This is a genomic window from Paraburkholderia aromaticivorans (assembly GCF_002278075.1).
GTDB classification, from domain to species: Bacteria; Pseudomonadota; Gammaproteobacteria; order Burkholderiales; family Burkholderiaceae; genus Paraburkholderia; species Paraburkholderia aromaticivorans.
The window spans coordinates 2,772,206-2,788,706 of sequence record NZ_CP022989.1 but is presented as its reverse complement, the minus strand read 5'-3'; the positions used below and the strand labels follow the sequence as shown (position 1 = coordinate 2,788,706).

Genomic DNA, 16,501 nt, shown 5'->3' with positions numbered 1-16,501 from the left:
GGGCGAGCCGTTGCCCTGCGCGCCGCCCGCGCTATTACTCCGCGCGCACCGGCACGCGCGGCGCCACGGCGCACATCAGCTCATAGCCGATGGTCCCGCACGCCTGCGCGACGTCGTCGATCGGCAGCGCGTTGCCCCACAGTTCGACGCGCGAGCCGACGTTGGCGGTCGGAATCGGCGTCAGGTCGACGGTCAGCATGTCCATGGAGACGCGCCCGACGATTCGCGTGCGCACGCCGTCGACGATCACCGGCGTGCCTTCCGGCGCGACGCGCGGATAGCCGTCCGCGTAGCCGCACGCCACCACGCCGATGCGCATCGAGCCGCGCGCCTTGAACGACGACCCGTAGCCGACCGTATGGCCTTCGTTGAGCGTTTGCACGGCGATCAGTTCCGAGGCGAGCGTCATGGCCGGTTGCAGCCCCGTGCCTTCGATCGCGGCCGTGACGCCCGACGGCGACGCGCCGTACATGATGATGCCCGGGCGCACCCAGTCGAAGTGCGTGGCCGGATGCCACAGCGTGGCCGCCGAATTGGCAAGGCTGCGCGCGCCGGCAATGCCCTGCGCGCCGCGCTCGAACGCCTCGACCTGATAGGTGACGCCGCGATCGCCGTCGGCGTCCGAAAAATGCGTCATCAAGGTGATCTGGCCTACACCCTGGCAGGCGCGCGCGCGTTCCCACGCGGCGCGGAACTTCTCCGGCGTGTAACCGAGGCGGTTCATGCCGGTGTTCATCTTCAACTGGATGTTGACCGGTTTGGACAGGCGCGCCATTTCGAGCATGCGCAACTGTTCGTCCGAATGCAGCGCGGTGGTCAGGCTGTAACGGTCGATCACGTCGATATCGGTCGGACGGAAGAAGCCTTCGAGCAAAAGAATCGGGCCGGCCCAGCCCAATTCACGCAACTTAACGGCTTCTTCGAGGTCCAGCAACCCGAAGCCGTCGGTTGCGCGCAGGCCCGGAAAAACGCGTGCAAGGCCGTGCCCGTAGGCATTGGCCTTGACGACGGCCCAGATTTTGGATTTCGGCGCGTACCGCCGGGCGACGGCGAGGTTGTTGGCGAGAGCGGCGGTATGAATCGTGGCTGAAAGGGGGCGCGGCATGGGATATTTTCGTAAAGACGCTTGCGAATCAGCGGCTTACAGGGCGTTTTCAGCGCTCGGCAGCCCGCTGGGCGGTGCGATCAAGGATTTTGCTAGTCCGAATCCAGCTATTTTCGTGATATAAAGCCGTGCGCACAACCCATTTCGAACGGCATAAGCCCGGACTATCAACCAGCGGCCGGGGCGGACAGACCGCAGCGAGGACAGCATCGCATCAGATGAAAAAAGGTTTTTACACCATCATGGCCGCGCAGTTTTTTTCGTCGCTGGCCGACAATGCGCTTCTGATCGCCGCTATCGCACTGCTGAAAGATCTTCACGCCCCGAACTGGATGACGCCGCTGCTCAAGTTGTTCTTTGTGCTGTCGTACGTCGTTCTTGCCGCCTTCGTGGGCGCCTTCGCCGACTCCCGTCCGAAAGGACGCGTGATGTTCGTCACCAACACCATCAAGGTGGTCGGCTGCATCACCATGCTGGTCGGCGCGCATCCGTTGATCGCGTACGGCATCGTGGGTTTCGGCGCGGCGGCCTATTCGCCCGCCAAATACGGCATTCTCACGGAACTTCTGCCACCTGACCGGCTGGTGGCCGCGAACGGCTGGATCGAAGGCACGACCGTCGGCTCGATCATTCTCGGCACCGTGCTCGGCGGGGCGCTCATCAGCCCGCACATCGCCGCGCCGATCCTGCGGCATCACATTCCCACCGTCAATACGCCTGCCGAGGCGGCGATGCTCGTCATCATGGTCATTTACGTGATCGCCGCGCTGTTCAATCTGCGCATTCCCGACACGGGCGCGCGCTATCCGAAGCAGGAACGCGGCCCGATCAAGCTCGTCACCGATTTCGCCGACTGTTTCCTCGTGTTGTGGCGCGACAAGCTGGGGCAGATTTCGCTCGCCGTCACCACGCTATTCTGGGGCGCCGGCGCGACACTGCAGTTCATCGTGCTGAAATGGGCCGAGGTGTCGCTCAGCATGTCGCTCTCCGAGGCGGCCATCCTGCAGGCGGTGGTCGCCGTGGGCGTGGCGGCCGGCGCGATTTTCGCGGCCTCGCGCGTGCCGTTGAAGAAGTCGCTTTCGGTGTTGCCGGTCGGCATCATGATGGGCATCGCCGTGATGCTGATGGCGTTCTACACGCGCGACCTGTTCCCGGCCCATTGGGGTCTCTATTTCGGCCGCATGCACGTGCCCGGCTATCTGATCGTCGCGTATGTGTTCCTGATGATCGTCGGCGGCCTGTCGGGCTTTTTCGTCGTGCCGATGAACGCGCTGCTCCAGCATCGCGGTCACGTGCTGCTGTCGGCGGGTCACTCGATCGCCGTGCAGAACTTCAACGAAAACCTTTCCGTGCTCGTGATGCTGTGCCTGTACGCCGTGCTGGTGTGGCTCGACGTGCCGGTTACCGCGGTGATCGTGCTGTTCGGCACCTTCGTCTGCGTGATGATGTGGTTCGTCATGCGGCGTCACCAGGCCAATCAGCGCGCGTTCGACTCGGTCGCGCTGATCGGCGAAGCCAAGCACTGACCCGCGCGGATCGTCCGCTCATGCCGGAGCCCGCGCCCTTCTCCCTCCTCGCTTTGTCATGACTCAACCGATTCCCAATGTGCTGACGATCGCCGGTTCCGATTCCGGCGGCGGCGCCGGTATTCAGGCCGACCTCAAGGCGTTCTCGGCGCTCGGCGCCTACGGCGCGAGCGTCATCACCGCGCTCACCGCGCAGAACACGCGCGGCGTGACCGCGATTCATGCGCCGGACCCGGGCTTTATCACCGCGCAACTCGACGCGGTGTTCGACGACATCCGCATCGACGCCGTAAAAATCGGCATGCTGGCGAACGCGCCGATCGCGCGCGCCGTGGCCGACGCGCTGCGCCGGCACAAGCCGAAGCACATCGTGCTCGACACGGTGATGATTTCCAAGAGCAATCACGCGTTGCTGCTGCCGGACGCGGTCGCGGCGGTGCGCGACGAATTGCTGCCGCTCGCCGATCTGCTGACGCCCAACCTGCCGGAAGCCGCCGCGTTGCTCGGCGTGCAAGCCGCGACCGACGAAGCCGGCATGGTCGAGCAAGGCGAAGCGCTGCGCGCGCTCGGCGCACGCGCGGTGCTGATGAAGGGCGGCCATCTGAGCGCGGCGGACAGTCCCGACTGGCTGGTGCAGGAAAGCGGTGCGCTGCGCCTGGGCGGCCCGCGCGTGCCGGTGAAGAATACCCATGGAACGGGCTGCACGCTGTCGTCCGCGATCGCGGCGCTGATTCCGCAACGTGGCGATCTGGCGAGCGCCGTCGCCGATGCGAAGCAGTATCTGACCGGCGCGCTGCAAGCGAGCGATCGACTCGACGTCGGTAGCGGCGTCGGGCCGGTGCATCATTTCTATCGATGGTGGTGAGGAGCGCCGCGGGCAGGGGCAGACCGGCCGGGTCGGCCGCGTCGGCCGTCGTACACGTGTGCCGCTCCCCTACTGCTGCCGCGCGTAATTTCGGGCCTGCTCGGGCCACTCGTCCGGCACGATAAAGCCGCGCGAATGCTCGACCAGATTACCCGCGCTGTCCTCGGTGAACGCGGCGACCATCGCCGGGCCGTGCTGATGCGACGTTTGGCCGGCGAGCGTTTGCGCATCGACGAAAATCAATCCCGCGGCCTGCGCCTCATCGGCTGAATGCCGCCGGGGCGCGAGCCATTCGAGCCGCGGCAAGGTTCGCCACTTCTGCGTATGGGCCGCCGCGAACGCCGGCCAATCGCCGCGCGTGACCCACCAGCCACGAGCATGCGTCGGATCGAGCTCGACAGCATCGAGCGGGGTTTCGCCGTGCCGGTAAAACAGCCAGCCTTTAATGAACATCCGCGGCGTCCACGGCCCCGGATAGCCGACCGATGCAAACTCCTCACGCGCGCTCAACGGCAACTGATGATTCAGCACGTGGGCGAGCTTGAGGTCGAAACGGTCTTTCAGGTTCGGGCCGACGTAGTCGGATAACCGCGCGGCTAACTGCGCGTGCCCGTCGCCGGCATGCAGATAGCACTTCACGGCCAGTTCCCAATGCAGACGCGCGCCGCGCCGCGTCTGAACCAGAAAATCGCATTCGCCGAGCGTGACGCCCGCGCGCCGCAAGGGCACGCCCGCGGCCACCAGCCGCGCCGCCGGTCCATGCTGGAGGAACCAGCCGAGCAGCCGTTCGGCGTAGCGGCCAAGACGCGTGATGCGCGTCGCCGCGAGGTCGTGATGCAAGGGTTCGGGCGCGGCGTCGAGCGCGCGCAGCCAGTCGACGGTTGCCTCCACTTCCTGCGGTGTATCGAAGGGATTCGCCAGCACGCCGACAGGTGGTTGCGGGCGCAACAGATCGGCACTGATCAGCAACCACGCCAGATCGCGCACGGCCGGATCATGCAAAGTGTCGAGCAGCGTAGCGCGGCGCGCGGCACCGACGCCAGGCGCGCCGCTCGAACCGGCCGCGGGCTCTCCGGCAGCGGTCACGTCGACGGGTTCGACGGCATACCGCCCGCCGCGCGCCACGTGTCGCGCGCGAGGCACAGGTCGGCCCAGGCTTTCGCCTTGTCGGGCAGGCTGCGCAGCAGATACGCCGGATGGTAGGTGACGATCACGGGCACCCCTTCGTATTCGTGCACACGGCCGCGCAGCGACGAAATGCTCGCGTCGGTTTTCAGCAGACTTTGCGCGGCGAAGCGGCCGAGCGCGACGATCAGCTTAGGCTTGACGAGCGCCACCTGACGTTGCAGATACGGCTCGCAACGCGCGACTTCGTCCGGCTCCGGATTGCGGTTGCCGGGCGGCCGGCATTTGATCACGTTCGCGATATAGACGTTGGTGTCGCGCGCGAGCGTCAGCGAACGCAGCATGTTGTCGAGCAACTTGCCGGCCTGGCCGACGAACGGCTCGCCCAGGCGGTCCTCGTTCTCGCCCGGCGCTTCGCCGATCAGCATCCAGTCGGCAGCGCGATCGCCCACGCCGAACACCGTGTTCGTGCGCTTCTCGCAGAGCCGGCAAAGCCGGCAGGCGGCGACGCGCTCGCTTAGCGCGTCCCAGTCGAGCGTGTGGATCGCGGGGGCAGCGGGCGCTTCGCTGGGGGCGTCCGTGGGCGCGTGGCTCGGCAGGTCGTCGAACCAGGCGAAATCGTCGTCCGGCGGTGCGTCGAATGCGGGTGGTTCGGGCGAACGCGATGGCTGCGGCGGCTGCTGCGGCTGAGGCTTTGGCTGACGCGTTTCAGCGGGCATCGGCGCCTGTTCTCGCGCCGCTTGTGCCGCCTCGTGCGCAGGCCGCGCGGGGTGTTCGCTTTGTGCCGCCGCGGCGTCGGCCCGTTGTGCCTCGCCGGCGCGCACGCCTCGCGGCGTGGTTTCCTGCCCGCGTGCGACGGGCGACGCGGTTTCCCGTGTGCGCGCTGCGGGCGGCGCGGTGTCCTGCGTGCGCGCGGCGGCCGGCGCGGTTGCCTGCGCGCGCGCGACGGCCCCCAATTCCGGCGCCGCGCCGCGCACATCGTCGCGACGGGCACCCGGGCCGGCCACGTCGCCAGCGCCCTGCCCGGCTAAGGCTTCGGCTCGTGCTTCCGCGGCAGCGGGTTCCTGAGCCGCCGCCATCCCACGACGCACCCATAACGGCGCGAGTCCGAACTCTTCCAGTACCGATTCATGCAGCGCCATCTGCGCCCTCCGTGGCAAACGAGAAACGCATCACGATGGCGTCCTCCCGGCTGCGATGCCGCGCCGGATAATAGTTTTTGCGCCGTCCGATCGAAGCAAAACCGAAGCGTTCGTACAACCGGATCGCCCGATGATTCGACGGCCGCACTTCGAGCAACAGACCGTCGAGCTTTTCGGCGCGGGTGATCCGCACCGCTTCGCGCAGCAGCGCGAGTCCGGCGCCGGCGCCTTGCGCCGCAGGCGTCACGCACAGATTGAGCAGATGCATTTCATCGACGACCGGCATCAACACGCAGTAGCCGATCAGCGTGCCGGTGACGTGGCGCAGACAGACGCCGAAGTAACCGTTGCGCAGCGAGTCGCCGAAATTGCCCCGGCTCCACGGAAATTCATAAGCGATTTTCTCGATGGCGGCGACTTCGTCCAGATCGCCTTCGGTCATCGGCGACATATACCGGTCCGCGAGCAACACGCCACTCATTGCCGGCCCTCGCCGTGAGTTGCATCGTGCGCGAGCCGGGCGGCTTTTTCAGCTTTCTCGGCTTTCTCGGCGACCCGCTCGGCCGTGGTCTGCGCCACCTTGTCGCGCACGTACTCCGGCGCGGCCTGGTCGGCGGGCACCGTGCGGCCGGCACGCAACGCGCGCAGCGCGGCGTGGGCAAGCGGCACGGCATGCGGCAGCGCTTCGCCGTCGACCCGGCGCGCCGCGGCAAGCGCGGGCAGCCGCGCGCCGAAGGCCGCGGCGGCGTTGCCGGCCAGCGTGAATGGGACATCGGGCAAAACGAGCCGGTCCGGCGTATCGAGCGAAGCCCTCTGCACGGTGCGCCACTCACCTTGTGCGTCGTCCCACGCGTAGTCGGCCCAATAGACTTCGTCCATGCGGGCGTCGAGCGCGGCGAGCACGCGCGTGACCGACGGATCCCGCAGGCGGGCGCTTTCGGCGCAGGCGAGCAGCGTGCTGACCGGCACGACCGGCAGGTTCAGGCCGAACGCCAAGCCTTGCGCGACGCCGGTCGCCGTGCGCAGGCCGGTGAACGAGCCCGGACCGGAGCCGAAAGCGACGGCGTCGCAGTCCGCCAGTTTCAGGCCGGCTTCGTCGAACAGTTCGCGAATGGCGGGAAGCAGGCGCGTGCTGGAAACCGCGCCGGTTTGCTCGTGGCGCACCCAGACGCGCGGTTCGGCGCGCGTTTCTCCGGGTGCTGCGCCGGCGGCGTGGCCGGCGGACGACACAAGCGCTACCGAGCAGAATTCGGTCGAGGTATCGAGGGCGAGGAGCACAGTTTGAGTCATGGACCGTATTGTAATCGGCACTGCGCGCGCAAATGTGGTTTGGCTTGCGGCGTGGGTGTCTGGGGGAGCGACTTGTATGTTCCGGCCGGTGCATTGGGTGGTTCAGCCGGTGCCTTGGATGGTTCGACCGGTGCCTTGGATGGTTCGGCCTGTGCCTTGGATGGTTCGGCCAGCGCCTTGGATGGTTCGGCCAGCGCCTTGGATGGTTCGGCCAGCGCCTTGGATGGTTCGGCCAGCGCCTTGGATGGTTCGGCCAGCGCCTTGGATGGTTCGGCCTGTGCCTTGGATGGTTCGGGTTGCGGGTTGGACGGTTCCGCTTGTTGGTTGGGTTGGCCGGCTCCGCTTGTGGCCTTGGCCGGTCAGGCCCGTGGCCTGGCCGGTCCCGCCTGCGCCCACGGCTCGCCGCGTTCGCACCCGGATAATTCGCCTTCACGCCCTGTATAGGCGGGGCCGCACGAGGAGCCCGGCGCCGCACCACGGCCCACGGCCGCTGTTTGGAATAAGCCCTCGGCCCCGCGGCGGCGTGCAATTGTTATGATCGTCAGCCGACCTTCATCCCAATCCCGCCCGGCGGGCAACATGACAATGACCGACATCGACACCCAGTTCACCCAGGCTCAGGAAGACGTGAAACAACTGCCGGAGCGCCCGGGCAACCTGACCCTGCTGCGTCTGTACGCCCTCTTCAAACAGGCGAGCGAAGGCGACGTGCACGGCGACAAGCCGGGCTTCACCGACATCGTCGGCAAATACAAGTACGACGCGTGGGCCGCGCTCAAAGGCACCGGGCAGGACGCTGCGAAACAGCAGTACGTCGAGCTGGTCGAGTCGCTGAAGAGCGGCGCGTCGGCCTGAGCGGGCTCCGGGCCGCCCGACGGGCGGTCAAAACGATGTTTGGCGGGCCGCCCCGGCCGGCCGCCACAGCAACTTTTCTGCCAGGAAAATTCCCAACAGTGGCGCGGTGCAGCAAAACCCTATACAATGCTGCCTGCGCTTCACTGCTTTGCCCGGCTTTCCTTTAGCGGCCTTTGCGGCGCAGCGCCTCGTAGCGTTTAGCTCCAATCCAGTTTAGAACCTGTCCCCTCCTGCCTAGCCCCCTACGGGCGATCATGTCCCAGGCTGGCGGCACGCCGTGTTGGCATGTCGCATCCGATACAGCTTCTAACGAAAAGCTCGCCTTCATTGTCGCGAGCTGCCCCCGTTTTTCGATTTGCTCGCTGCTTCTTTGCTCGCTGAATCCGACGACTTGGGTATGCCGATTGGCGCCGACGTTTTAATTCCGTGTGTACCAAGGATTTACCAAGGATTCTCATGACTTCGAGCAATACCCCCAGCAGCCCGTTGAACGCCATCGCCGACCAAGCCCTCGGTCTCGCCGACGCACCCGCCCAAGCCGCAGCCGTTGCTGCCGCCCCGGAAGCCGTCGCCGCGCAAGCCGCAGCGCCGAGCGGCCCGTCGTTCGCGTCGCTCGGTCTCTCGCCGGACGTCGTCTCCGCGCTGACCGCCGCTGGTTATCAAAACCCGACTCCGGTTCAGCAACGCGCAATCCCCGCCGGCATCGCCGGCCGCGATCTGATGGTCTCGAGCCCGACCGGTTCGGGCAAGACCGCTGCGTTCATGCTGCCCGCCATCGAGCGTTTCTCACAACTGCAAAAGGCACAAGCCAGCCAGCCGCGCGAACCGCGTCCGGCTGACGGCGCCCGCACGCGTCGTCCGCAACCGGTTGCCCGTCCGACCATGCTGGTTCTGACGCCGACCCGCGAACTCGCCATGCAGGTCACCACCGCCGCGGCCACGTACGGCAAGCACCTCAAGCGTCTGCGCACCGTCAGCATTCTGGGCGGCGTCGCGTATGGCCAGCAATTGATGCTGCTCGCGAAGAACCCGGAAATCCTGGTTGCCACCCCGGGCCGTCTGATCGACCACCTGGAACGCGGCCGCATCGATCTGTCGCAACTGCAGATCCTCGTGCTCGACGAAGCCGACCGCATGCTCGACATGGGCTTCATCGAAGACATCGAAACGATCGTCGCCGCTACGCCGGCTTCACGTCAAACCATGCTGTTCTCGGCCACGCTCGACGGCAAGATCAGCTCGCTGACCGGCCGTCTGCTGAAGGATCCGGAGCGTATCGAGATCGTTCAGCGTCTGGAACAACGTACCAACATCGCGCAAACCGTCCATTACGTCGACGACCGCGATCACAAGGACCGTCTGCTCGACCATCTGCTGCGTGACGAGGGCCTCGACCAGGCTATCGTTTTCACGGCAACCAAGATGGACGCCGACCAGCTGGCCGGCCGTCTGGCCGACGCCGGTTTCGAATCGGCCGCCCTGCACGGCGACCTGCCGCAAGGCGCGCGTAACCGCACGATCCGCGCCCTGCGCGAGCGCCGTGTGCGCGTGCTGGTGGCCACGGACGTCGCCGCTCGCGGTATCGACATTCCGGGCATCACGCACGTGTTCAACTACGACCTGCCGAAGTTCGCCGAAGACTACGTGCACCGCATTGGCCGTACCGGCCGTGCCGGCCGCTCGGGTATCGCGGTGAGCCTCGTGCATCACGCTGAACAGGGCGCGTTGAAGCGCATCGAGCGCTTCGTGCGCACCCCGCTGCCGGTCAATGTGGTCGAAGGCTTCGAGCCGCGCAAGTCGGCTCCGTCGGGTAACGGCCGTCCTGGCTTTGGCGGCCGCGGCCGTCCGGGCGGTGGCAATGGCGGTGGCCGGCGCTTTGGCAGCGGTGCGGGCAAGCCGGCCGGTAACGGCGGCGGTTCGCGCACCAGCAGCGGCACTGGCGGCGGCTGGGCCGGCAAGTCGGCTGGCGGCGGCTCGCGTGAAGGCGGCTTCGGCGGCGGTTCGCGTGAAGGCTACGGCGGCTCGCGCGACGGCGGCTACGGCGCACGCCGCAGCGACGGCCCGCGTACGGCGCGTCGCGGCAGCTAAGCACTGAGCGGGCACGCGCTGCTTCAGGGCTCACGGGCCGTTTGCAGCGCCCGTATCAGTACTGTGCAGTCAGCTTCAAACGACCCGAATGGCCTCGCGCCATTCATCAGTCGAAAAAACCGGTGCTCATGCGCCGGTTTTTTTTCGTCCATCGTTCGGCACGTCCCAAATTTCACGATGTGGAAAATTTTTTTGCCTCGTAAAAAATCGTGCTGCAAGGCACAAGACGGCCTATTGCAAGATGGGAAAAGTCCTTTCTCAATGTGAAATTATGTCAATAAGTCGCTGATTATAAATAACAATAAATATTCCAAAAACACCATCGGACGACTATTGCGCGACCCTCGATTTGCCTAGACTCTTATATAAGACTTCACGAAACGAAACACCTCACCGGGCCGGCCGCTTCGACGAAGACCGCAAGTTTCTTTTATGGACCAGAGGACGCGCCAAGGCGCCAACGCCGGTCGACAGAGTCACTCATCCATTGCAGGCAACCAAGGAGCAAATCATGTCCCGTCAAGAACAGGCCAAGCAACTTCAACAGCAATGGGAAACGGATCCGCGCTGGAAAGGCGTGAAGCGCAGCTACACGGCGGAAGACGTGATCCGCCTGCGCGGCTCGGTGCAAGTCGAGCACACGCTCGCCAAGCGCGGTGCGCAAAAGCTGTGGGAAAGCGTGAACAACGAGCCGTTCGTCAATTCGCTCGGCGCGCTGACTGGCAACCAGGCCATGCAACAGGTCAAGGCCGGCCTGAAGGCGATCTATCTGTCGGGCTGGCAAGTCGCGGGCGATGCGAACGTCGCCGGTGAAATGTACCCGGACCAGTCGCTGTATCCGGCGAACTCGGTGCCGCTCGTCGTGAAGCGCATCAACAACACGCTGACGCGCGCCGACCAGATCCAGTGGTCGGAAGGCAAGAATCCGGGCGACGAAGGCTACATCGACTATTTCGCACCGATCGTGGCGGACGCGGAAGCCGGTTTCGGCGGCGTGCTGAACGCGTTCGAACTGATGAAGGCGATGATCGAAGCGGGCGCCGCCGGCGTGCACTTCGAAGACCAGCTCGCTTCGGTGAAGAAGTGCGGCCACATGGGCGGCAAGGTGCTCGTGCCGACCCGCGAAAACATCGCCAAGCTCACCGCCGCGCGTCTGGCTGCGGACGTCTCGGGCGTGCCGACCGTGCTGCTGGCTCGCACCGACGCGGAAGCCGCCGACCTGATCACGTCGGACATCGACGAAAACGACAAGCCGTTCCTGACCGGCGAGCGCACCGTGGAAGGTTTCTACCGCACGAAGCCGGGTCTCGAGCAGGCGATCTCGCGTGGCCTCGCCTACGCGCCGTACGCCGACATGATCTGGTGCGAAACCGGCAAGCCGGACCTCGAGTTCGCGAAGAAATTCGCCGACGCGATCCACAAGGAATACCCGGATCAACTGCTGTCGTACAACTGCTCGCCGTCGTTCAACTGGAAGAAGAACCTCGACGACGCCACGATCGCCAAGTTCCAGCGCGAACTCGGCGCGATGGGCTACAAGTTCCAGTTCATCACGCTGGCCGGCTTCCACGCGCTGAACTACTCGATGTTCAACCTCGCGCACGGTTATGCCCGCAACCAGATGACCGCCTTCGTCGAAATGCAGCAGGCTGAATTCGCTGCGGCCGAAAAGGGCTTCACCGCGGTCAAGCACCAGCGCGAAGTCGGCACCGGCTACTTCGATGCCGTGACGCAAACGGTCGAACGCGAAGCATCGACGACCGCGCTGCACGGCTCGACGGAAGACGAACAGTTCTTCGACAAGAAGGTCGCGTAATCGACCGCGCCATCTGCTGGCTGCTGGCGGGAACGCGGCAGGCAGAGGGACGCCAGGCGGCTCCCGTCAGAGAGCCGCGTCACAGGGAGGAGCGCGGCCGTCGGCGTGTGAATCGATCAGCGCCGACGGCTGGAATCTGGGAGAGACGGCAGCAGCAACCCGCTTGCATGGGACAAAGCCAGCGCAACGCATTGTGCGTCGAACACAGCGCGCGCCGGCCTCACCGCCGGCGCGCTTTTTTGCGCTCCCGATTTCAGCGATACACGATCACCGGAATCTTCGTATGCGTGAGCACCCGCTGCGTTTCGCTGCCGATCAGCAGACTGCCCAAGCCGCGGCGCCCATGCGACGCCATGAAGATCACGTCGCAGCCGCCCTGCTCCGCCGCTTCGATGATGCCCAGATACGGCGCGGGGTGCACGCTGGTCCGGCTGTCGACCGTCACGCCGACACGGCGCGCCGCCATTTCCACTTCACGCAGATGCACACGCGCTTCGCGCTCGCTGCGCTGCAGGAATTCGGAGGGCGGTTCGACCACCACGTCGGAGAACGGCGAGTAAGGGTATTGCGGCAGACATGCGTAGGCGGTCACGCGCGCGTTGACGGCCTGGGCAAGATCGATGGCGCCGTCTATTGCCTTGCGTGACAGGTCTGAACCGTCAGTCGGAACCAGGATGTGCCTGAACATGATGCCCTCCGTCGCCGGCTTCGCGCAGCGCGGCGTCAGCGTACAACGAGGCTCGGCGTAAAAGCCGCTTCAATCGATTGTAGGTCGCGGAATTGAGCGCATGAATCCGCCAGGGGTCTGTCCGCATATCGGAAACCCCCTGTTCGCGGCGCCACGCTCGCCCGGCAACGCGCGCGGCGGTGTCCTGCGTCAGCCCCAGTAGCCGGGATCCCCATACGTATGTTTGAGAAAGTCCAGAAACAGTCTTACCCGCAGCGGCAAATGGCGGCGCTGAGGAAACACCGCATGAATGCCGATGGGCGGCGCGGCGAATTCGTCGAGCACGCTGACGAGCCGCCCGGCCGCGATGTCCGTGCCGACCTCCCACCACGAGCGCCACGCGAGACCGTAGCCGTCGAGGCACCACTCGTGCAGCACGGCGCCGTCCGAGCATTCCATCGTGCCGGACACCTTGATCGAGACCACCTTGCCGTCCTGCTGGAACATCCAGCCGCGCTGCTGGTTGGCGCTCGCGCCGAGCGCGAGACAGTTGTGATGCGCGAGGTCGGCGAGGCTGTGCGGCGCGCCGCGCCGGCTCAGGTAGGACGGCGACGCCACGCAGACCCGGCGGTTCTCGCCGAGCTTGAGCGACACCAGCGACGAATCCGGCAGTTCGCCCAGACGCACGGCGCAATCGAAACCCTCGTTGACCAGATCGACGAGCCGGTCGGACAGGTCGAGCGTGATCGACACGTCCGGATGGGCGACGGTGAACGCCGGGACCAGCGGCGCGACGTGCCGGCGTCCGAAGCCAGCCGGCGCGGAGAGCCGCAGATGGCCGCTTGCCTTGACGCCGCCGGCCGACACGCTGGCCTCCGCGTTCTGCATCTCGTGAATGATGCGCTGGCAGTCTTCCAGAAAGGCCGAGCCTTCGAAGGTCAGCGTGAGCTTGCGCGTGGTGCGCACCAGCAATTTGACGCCGAGGCGCTCTTCGAGCGCGTCGATGCGCCGGCCGATGATGGCCGGCGCGACGCCTTCCGCCGAAGCCGCGGCAGACAGGCTGCCTTTGGCTGCGACGGTCACGAAAGTCTCGATCTGCTTGAAACGGTCCATAAGCGAGGGGGCCGCGCCGTCCCATCAAGGCATTTTCCTTGAGACGCGACGCGCAGAAGGTGGTCGGTGCGCGTCAGATTAGGTGCATGAAAGTAAAAGATCAAGTGATGTTTAGCCTCTTTTTTAGCGCAGAGCATCACTAATACAATTCGTCCTGACCTCTGATAGGAGCGCACGGCAATGTCGGCCACAACGACACTCTCCCCCAAAGCAGTGATTTTCGACGCGTACGGCACGCTCTTCGACGTGCATTCGGTGATTGCTGCCGCGGAGCAGATGTTCCCAGGCCACGGCCATGCGCTCTCGCAGTTGTGGCGGCAAAAACAGATCGAATACACGCAGTTGCGCACGCTCGCCGGTCCGGCGGGCAACCCCGGTGCGCACTACCGGCCGTTCTGGGACATCACGCTCGACGCATTGCGCTTCGCCGCGAAAAAACTTCAGCTCACGCTCGGCCGCACCGCCGAAAAACGTCTGATGGACGAATATGCGTGCCTGTCCGCTTTCCCCGACGCCGTGCCCGCGCTGCGCCAGTTGCGCGACGAGCCGTTAAGCTCCGCGCCGTCCGCGGGCGGCGAATCGGCCTTGCGCCCGCGTCTCGCAATTCTCTCGAACGGCAATCCGCAAATGCTCGACATCGCCGTAAAAAGCGCCGGCATGACGGGCCTGTTCGACCACGTGCTATCCGTCGACGCCGTGCGCGCCTACAAGCCCTCGCCCGCGGCTTATGCGCTCGGCACATACGCCTTCGGTGCGGCGCCGCGCGAGCTCGTCTTCGTGTCGTCGAACGGGTGGGACGTGGCGGGCGCGACGTGGTTCGGCTTCACGACTTTCTGGCTCAACCGGCAAAACGCACCAGCCGAAGAACTCGGCGTCACGCCGCATGGCGCGGGCGCAGGCATGACCGATCTGCTCGCTTTTCTGAAGACCCCCGCGTCGCCCGGCCGCACCAGCGGCGCCGGCGGCAGCCGCACACGCCACAGCCCTGGCGCGTGACGGCTCCCTCTGGAAGGCGCGACGCACATCAATCGCATTTTCAACATTTGTATTTGCAATCTGACCGACCAAGGAGAAAACATGGCGAACCCGCAGTCATCGCATTCATCGTTGCAACTGCCGCAAGGCATGGAAATCACGGCTGAGATCAAGCCGGGCTATGAAGCGATTCTCACGCGCGAAGCGCTCGAACTCGTCGCCGCGCTGCACCGCAGTTTCGAGCCGCGCCGTCAGCAGTTGTTGCAGGCACGCGCGGAGCGCACGAAGCGCCTCGACGCCGGCGAGCGTCCCGACTTTCTTGCCGAAACGAAAAGCGTGCGGGAAGGCGACTGGACCATCGCGCCGCTGCCGCAGGATCTGCAATGCCGCCGCGTGGAAATCACCGGCCCGGTCGAGCGCAAGATGATCATCAACGCGCTGAATTCGGGCGCGGATTCGTACATGACCGATTTCGAAGATTCGAATGCGCCGAGCTGGGATAACCAGATCACCGGCCATATCAATCTGAAGGACGCAGTGCGCCGCACGATTTCGCTGGAACAGAACGGCAAGTCGTACACGCTGAACGACAAGGTCGCCACGCTGATCGTGCGTCCGCGCGGCTGGCATCTGGACGAGAAGCACGTGAAGGTGGACGGCAAGCGCGTGTCGGGCGGCGTCTTCGACTTCGCGCTCTTCATGGTGCATAACGCGAAGGAACTGGTCGCGCGCGGCTCGGGCCCGTACTTCTATCTGCCGAAGATGGAGAGCCATCTCGAAGCGCGTCTGTGGAACGACATTTTCGTCGCCGCGCAGGAAGCGGTCGGCGTGCCCCGCGGCACGATTCGCGCGACCGTGCTGATCGAAACGATCGTCGCCGCCTTCGAAATGGACGAGATCCTGTACGAGCTGCGCGAACACAGCTCGGGCCTGAACGCCGGCCGGTGGGATTACATCTTCTCCGCGATCAAGAAGTTCAAGGCCGACCGTGACTTCTGTCTGGCCGACCGCTCGCAGATCACGATGACCGCGCCGTTCATGCGGGCCTACGCGCTGCTGCTGCTGAAGACCTGCCATCGCCGCAATGCGCCGGCGATCGGCGGCATGAGCGCGCTGATTCCGATCAAGAACGATCCGGCCGCGAACGACAAGGCGATGGCCGGCGTGCGCTCGGACAAGGCGCGCGATGCCGGCGACGGCTACGACGGCGGCTGGGTCGCGCATCCGGGCCTCGTGCCCATCGCGATGGAAGAGTTCGTCAAGGTGCTCGGCGACAAGCCGAACCAGATCGGCAAGCAACGCGACGACGTGCTTGTCACGGCGACCGACCTGATGGACTTCCGCCCGGAAACGCCGATCACCGAGGCCGGCCTGCGCAACAACATCAACGTCGGCATTCACTACCTGGGCGCGTGGCTCACCGGCAACGGCTGCGTGCCGATTCACAACCTGATGGAAGACGCCGCCACCGCGGAAATCTCGCGCTCGCAGGTATGGCAATGGATCCGCTCGCCGAAGGGCAAGCTCGACGACGGCCGCAAGGTGACGGCCGAGCTGGTGCGCGAGTTGTCGGCGCAGGAACTCGACAAGGTGAAGCAGGCCGTGGGCGGCGATACGAAGCCGTATGAGCGCGCAGCGCAGATCTTCGAGGAAATGTCGACGTCGGAGCAGTTCACCGACTTCCTGACGTTGCCGCTGTACGAGGAAATCTGAGGCCGCCATCGAGCCTCATGCACCTGAGTGACATCAGGTGCATGAGCAGTGCGTGAGCAGTGCATGAGTGAAGGACGACGCAGTAGCAAGCCCGCCTTCGCGTCTCATACAGAGCGCGAAGGCGGCTTGAGTCGCAAGGCTGACCGACCGGCGGCCCGACAGGCGCAGGCTTGCCGGGCCGTTTTTTTATGCGCGCGTGACGCGCGTGGTTTGCGCTTCGG

General features: G+C 65.4%; 14 protein-coding genes. 7 read left to right on the top strand and 7 right to left on the bottom strand.

The features are described 5' to 3' along the window. Positions 1 to 34: 34 nt before the first annotated feature. Positions 35 to 1,105 (bottom strand): alanine racemase, encoded by a 1,071-nt coding sequence (gene alr, locus CJU94_RS12765; RefSeq protein ID WP_095418982.1) that lies wholly within the window; start codon positions 1,103 to 1,105, stop codon positions 35 to 37. Between the two features lie 218 nt (positions 1,106 to 1,323). On the opposite strand from alr, the gene lplT reads away from it, so the two are divergent. Further along, positions 1,324 to 2,631 carry a lysophospholipid transporter LplT gene (gene lplT, locus CJU94_RS12760; RefSeq protein ID WP_091793303.1) on the top strand — a complete coding sequence of 436 codons (1,308 nt, stop codon included), beginning with the start codon at positions 1,324 to 1,326 and terminating at the stop codon, positions 2,629 to 2,631. Between the two features lie 58 nt (positions 2,632 to 2,689). Continuing rightward, positions 2,690 to 3,496 carry a bifunctional hydroxymethylpyrimidine kinase/phosphomethylpyrimidine kinase gene (gene thiD / locus CJU94_RS12755; protein WP_095418981.1) on the top strand — a complete coding sequence of 269 codons (807 nt, stop codon included), beginning with the start codon at positions 2,690 to 2,692 and terminating at the stop codon, positions 3,494 to 3,496. 69 nt (positions 3,497 to 3,565) lie between these two features. Here the strand turns inward: thiD and CJU94_RS12750 are convergent, their stop codons facing one another. From CJU94_RS12750 to tsaB, 4 genes are read right to left on the bottom strand one after another with little or no spacing between them, the layout of a single operon-like run. Further along, positions 3,566 to 4,582, bottom strand: a complete 1,017-nt coding sequence (locus CJU94_RS12750; protein WP_095420331.1) for a DUF1853 family protein — start codon at positions 4,580 to 4,582, stop codon at positions 3,566 to 3,568. Continuing rightward, positions 4,579 to 5,763 carry a uracil-DNA glycosylase gene (locus tag CJU94_RS12745; protein ID WP_095418980.1) on the bottom strand — a complete coding sequence of 395 codons (1,185 nt, stop codon included), beginning with the start codon at positions 5,761 to 5,763 and terminating at the stop codon, positions 4,579 to 4,581. Before CJU94_RS12745 ends, CJU94_RS12750 begins: the two co-directional genes overlap by 4 nt. Beyond that, the gene (gene rimI / locus CJU94_RS12740; RefSeq protein WP_095418979.1) at positions 5,750 to 6,244 is read right to left on the bottom strand and encodes a ribosomal protein S18-alanine N-acetyltransferase; all 495 of its coding nucleotides are present in this window, start codon (positions 6,242 to 6,244) and stop codon (positions 5,750 to 5,752) included. Before rimI ends, CJU94_RS12745 begins: the two co-directional genes overlap by 14 nt. Then, positions 6,241 to 7,053, bottom strand: a complete 813-nt coding sequence (gene tsaB / locus CJU94_RS12735; RefSeq protein WP_095418978.1) for a tRNA (adenosine(37)-N6)-threonylcarbamoyltransferase complex dimerization subunit type 1 TsaB — start codon at positions 7,051 to 7,053, stop codon at positions 6,241 to 6,243. The genes rimI and tsaB overlap by 4 nt, the downstream gene beginning before the upstream one ends. A gap of 585 nt (positions 7,054 to 7,638) precedes the next feature. On the opposite strand from tsaB, the gene CJU94_RS12730 reads away from it, so the two are divergent. The 3 genes from CJU94_RS12730 (at position 7,639) to aceA (ending at position 11,812) form a co-directional block, all read left to right on the top strand. After that, a complete protein-coding gene (locus CJU94_RS12730) occupies positions 7,639 to 7,908 on the top strand; it encodes an acyl-CoA-binding protein (protein ID WP_095420330.1) in 270 nt (89 codons plus the stop codon). A gap of 456 nt (positions 7,909 to 8,364) precedes the next feature. Continuing rightward, on the top strand, positions 8,365 to 9,996 hold the full coding sequence (locus tag CJU94_RS12725) for a DEAD/DEAH box helicase (RefSeq protein ID WP_095418977.1): 1,632 nt from the start codon (positions 8,365 to 8,367) through the stop codon (positions 9,994 to 9,996). Between the two features lie 511 nt (positions 9,997 to 10,507). Continuing rightward, entirely contained in the window at positions 10,508 to 11,812 is a 1,305-nt protein-coding gene (gene aceA / locus CJU94_RS12720; protein ID WP_095418976.1) for an isocitrate lyase, read from the top strand. Between the two features lie 253 nt (positions 11,813 to 12,065). On the opposite strand, the gene CJU94_RS12715 is transcribed toward aceA, so the two are convergent. Together CJU94_RS12715 and CJU94_RS12710 are read right to left on the bottom strand one after the other, a co-directional pair. After that, positions 12,066 to 12,500: a universal stress protein gene (locus tag CJU94_RS12715; RefSeq protein ID WP_091793288.1), complete on the bottom strand. Its 435-nt coding sequence runs from the start codon at positions 12,498 to 12,500 to the stop codon at positions 12,066 to 12,068. Between the two features lie 189 nt (positions 12,501 to 12,689). Then, on the bottom strand, positions 12,690 to 13,592 hold the full coding sequence (locus CJU94_RS12710) for a LysR family transcriptional regulator (RefSeq protein ID WP_095418975.1): 903 nt from the start codon (positions 13,590 to 13,592) through the stop codon (positions 12,690 to 12,692). 180 nt (positions 13,593 to 13,772) lie between these two features. Between CJU94_RS12710 and CJU94_RS12705 the strand changes: the two genes are divergently transcribed. Beyond that, positions 13,773 to 14,588 (top strand): haloacid dehalogenase type II, encoded by an 816-nt coding sequence (locus CJU94_RS12705; protein ID WP_095418974.1) that lies wholly within the window; start codon positions 13,773 to 13,775, stop codon positions 14,586 to 14,588. Between the two features lie 81 nt (positions 14,589 to 14,669). Continuing rightward, positions 14,670 to 16,280: a malate synthase A gene (aceB, locus tag CJU94_RS12700; protein ID WP_095418973.1), complete on the top strand. Its 1,611-nt coding sequence runs from the start codon at positions 14,670 to 14,672 to the stop codon at positions 16,278 to 16,280. Positions 16,281 to 16,501: the final 221 nt, after the last annotated feature.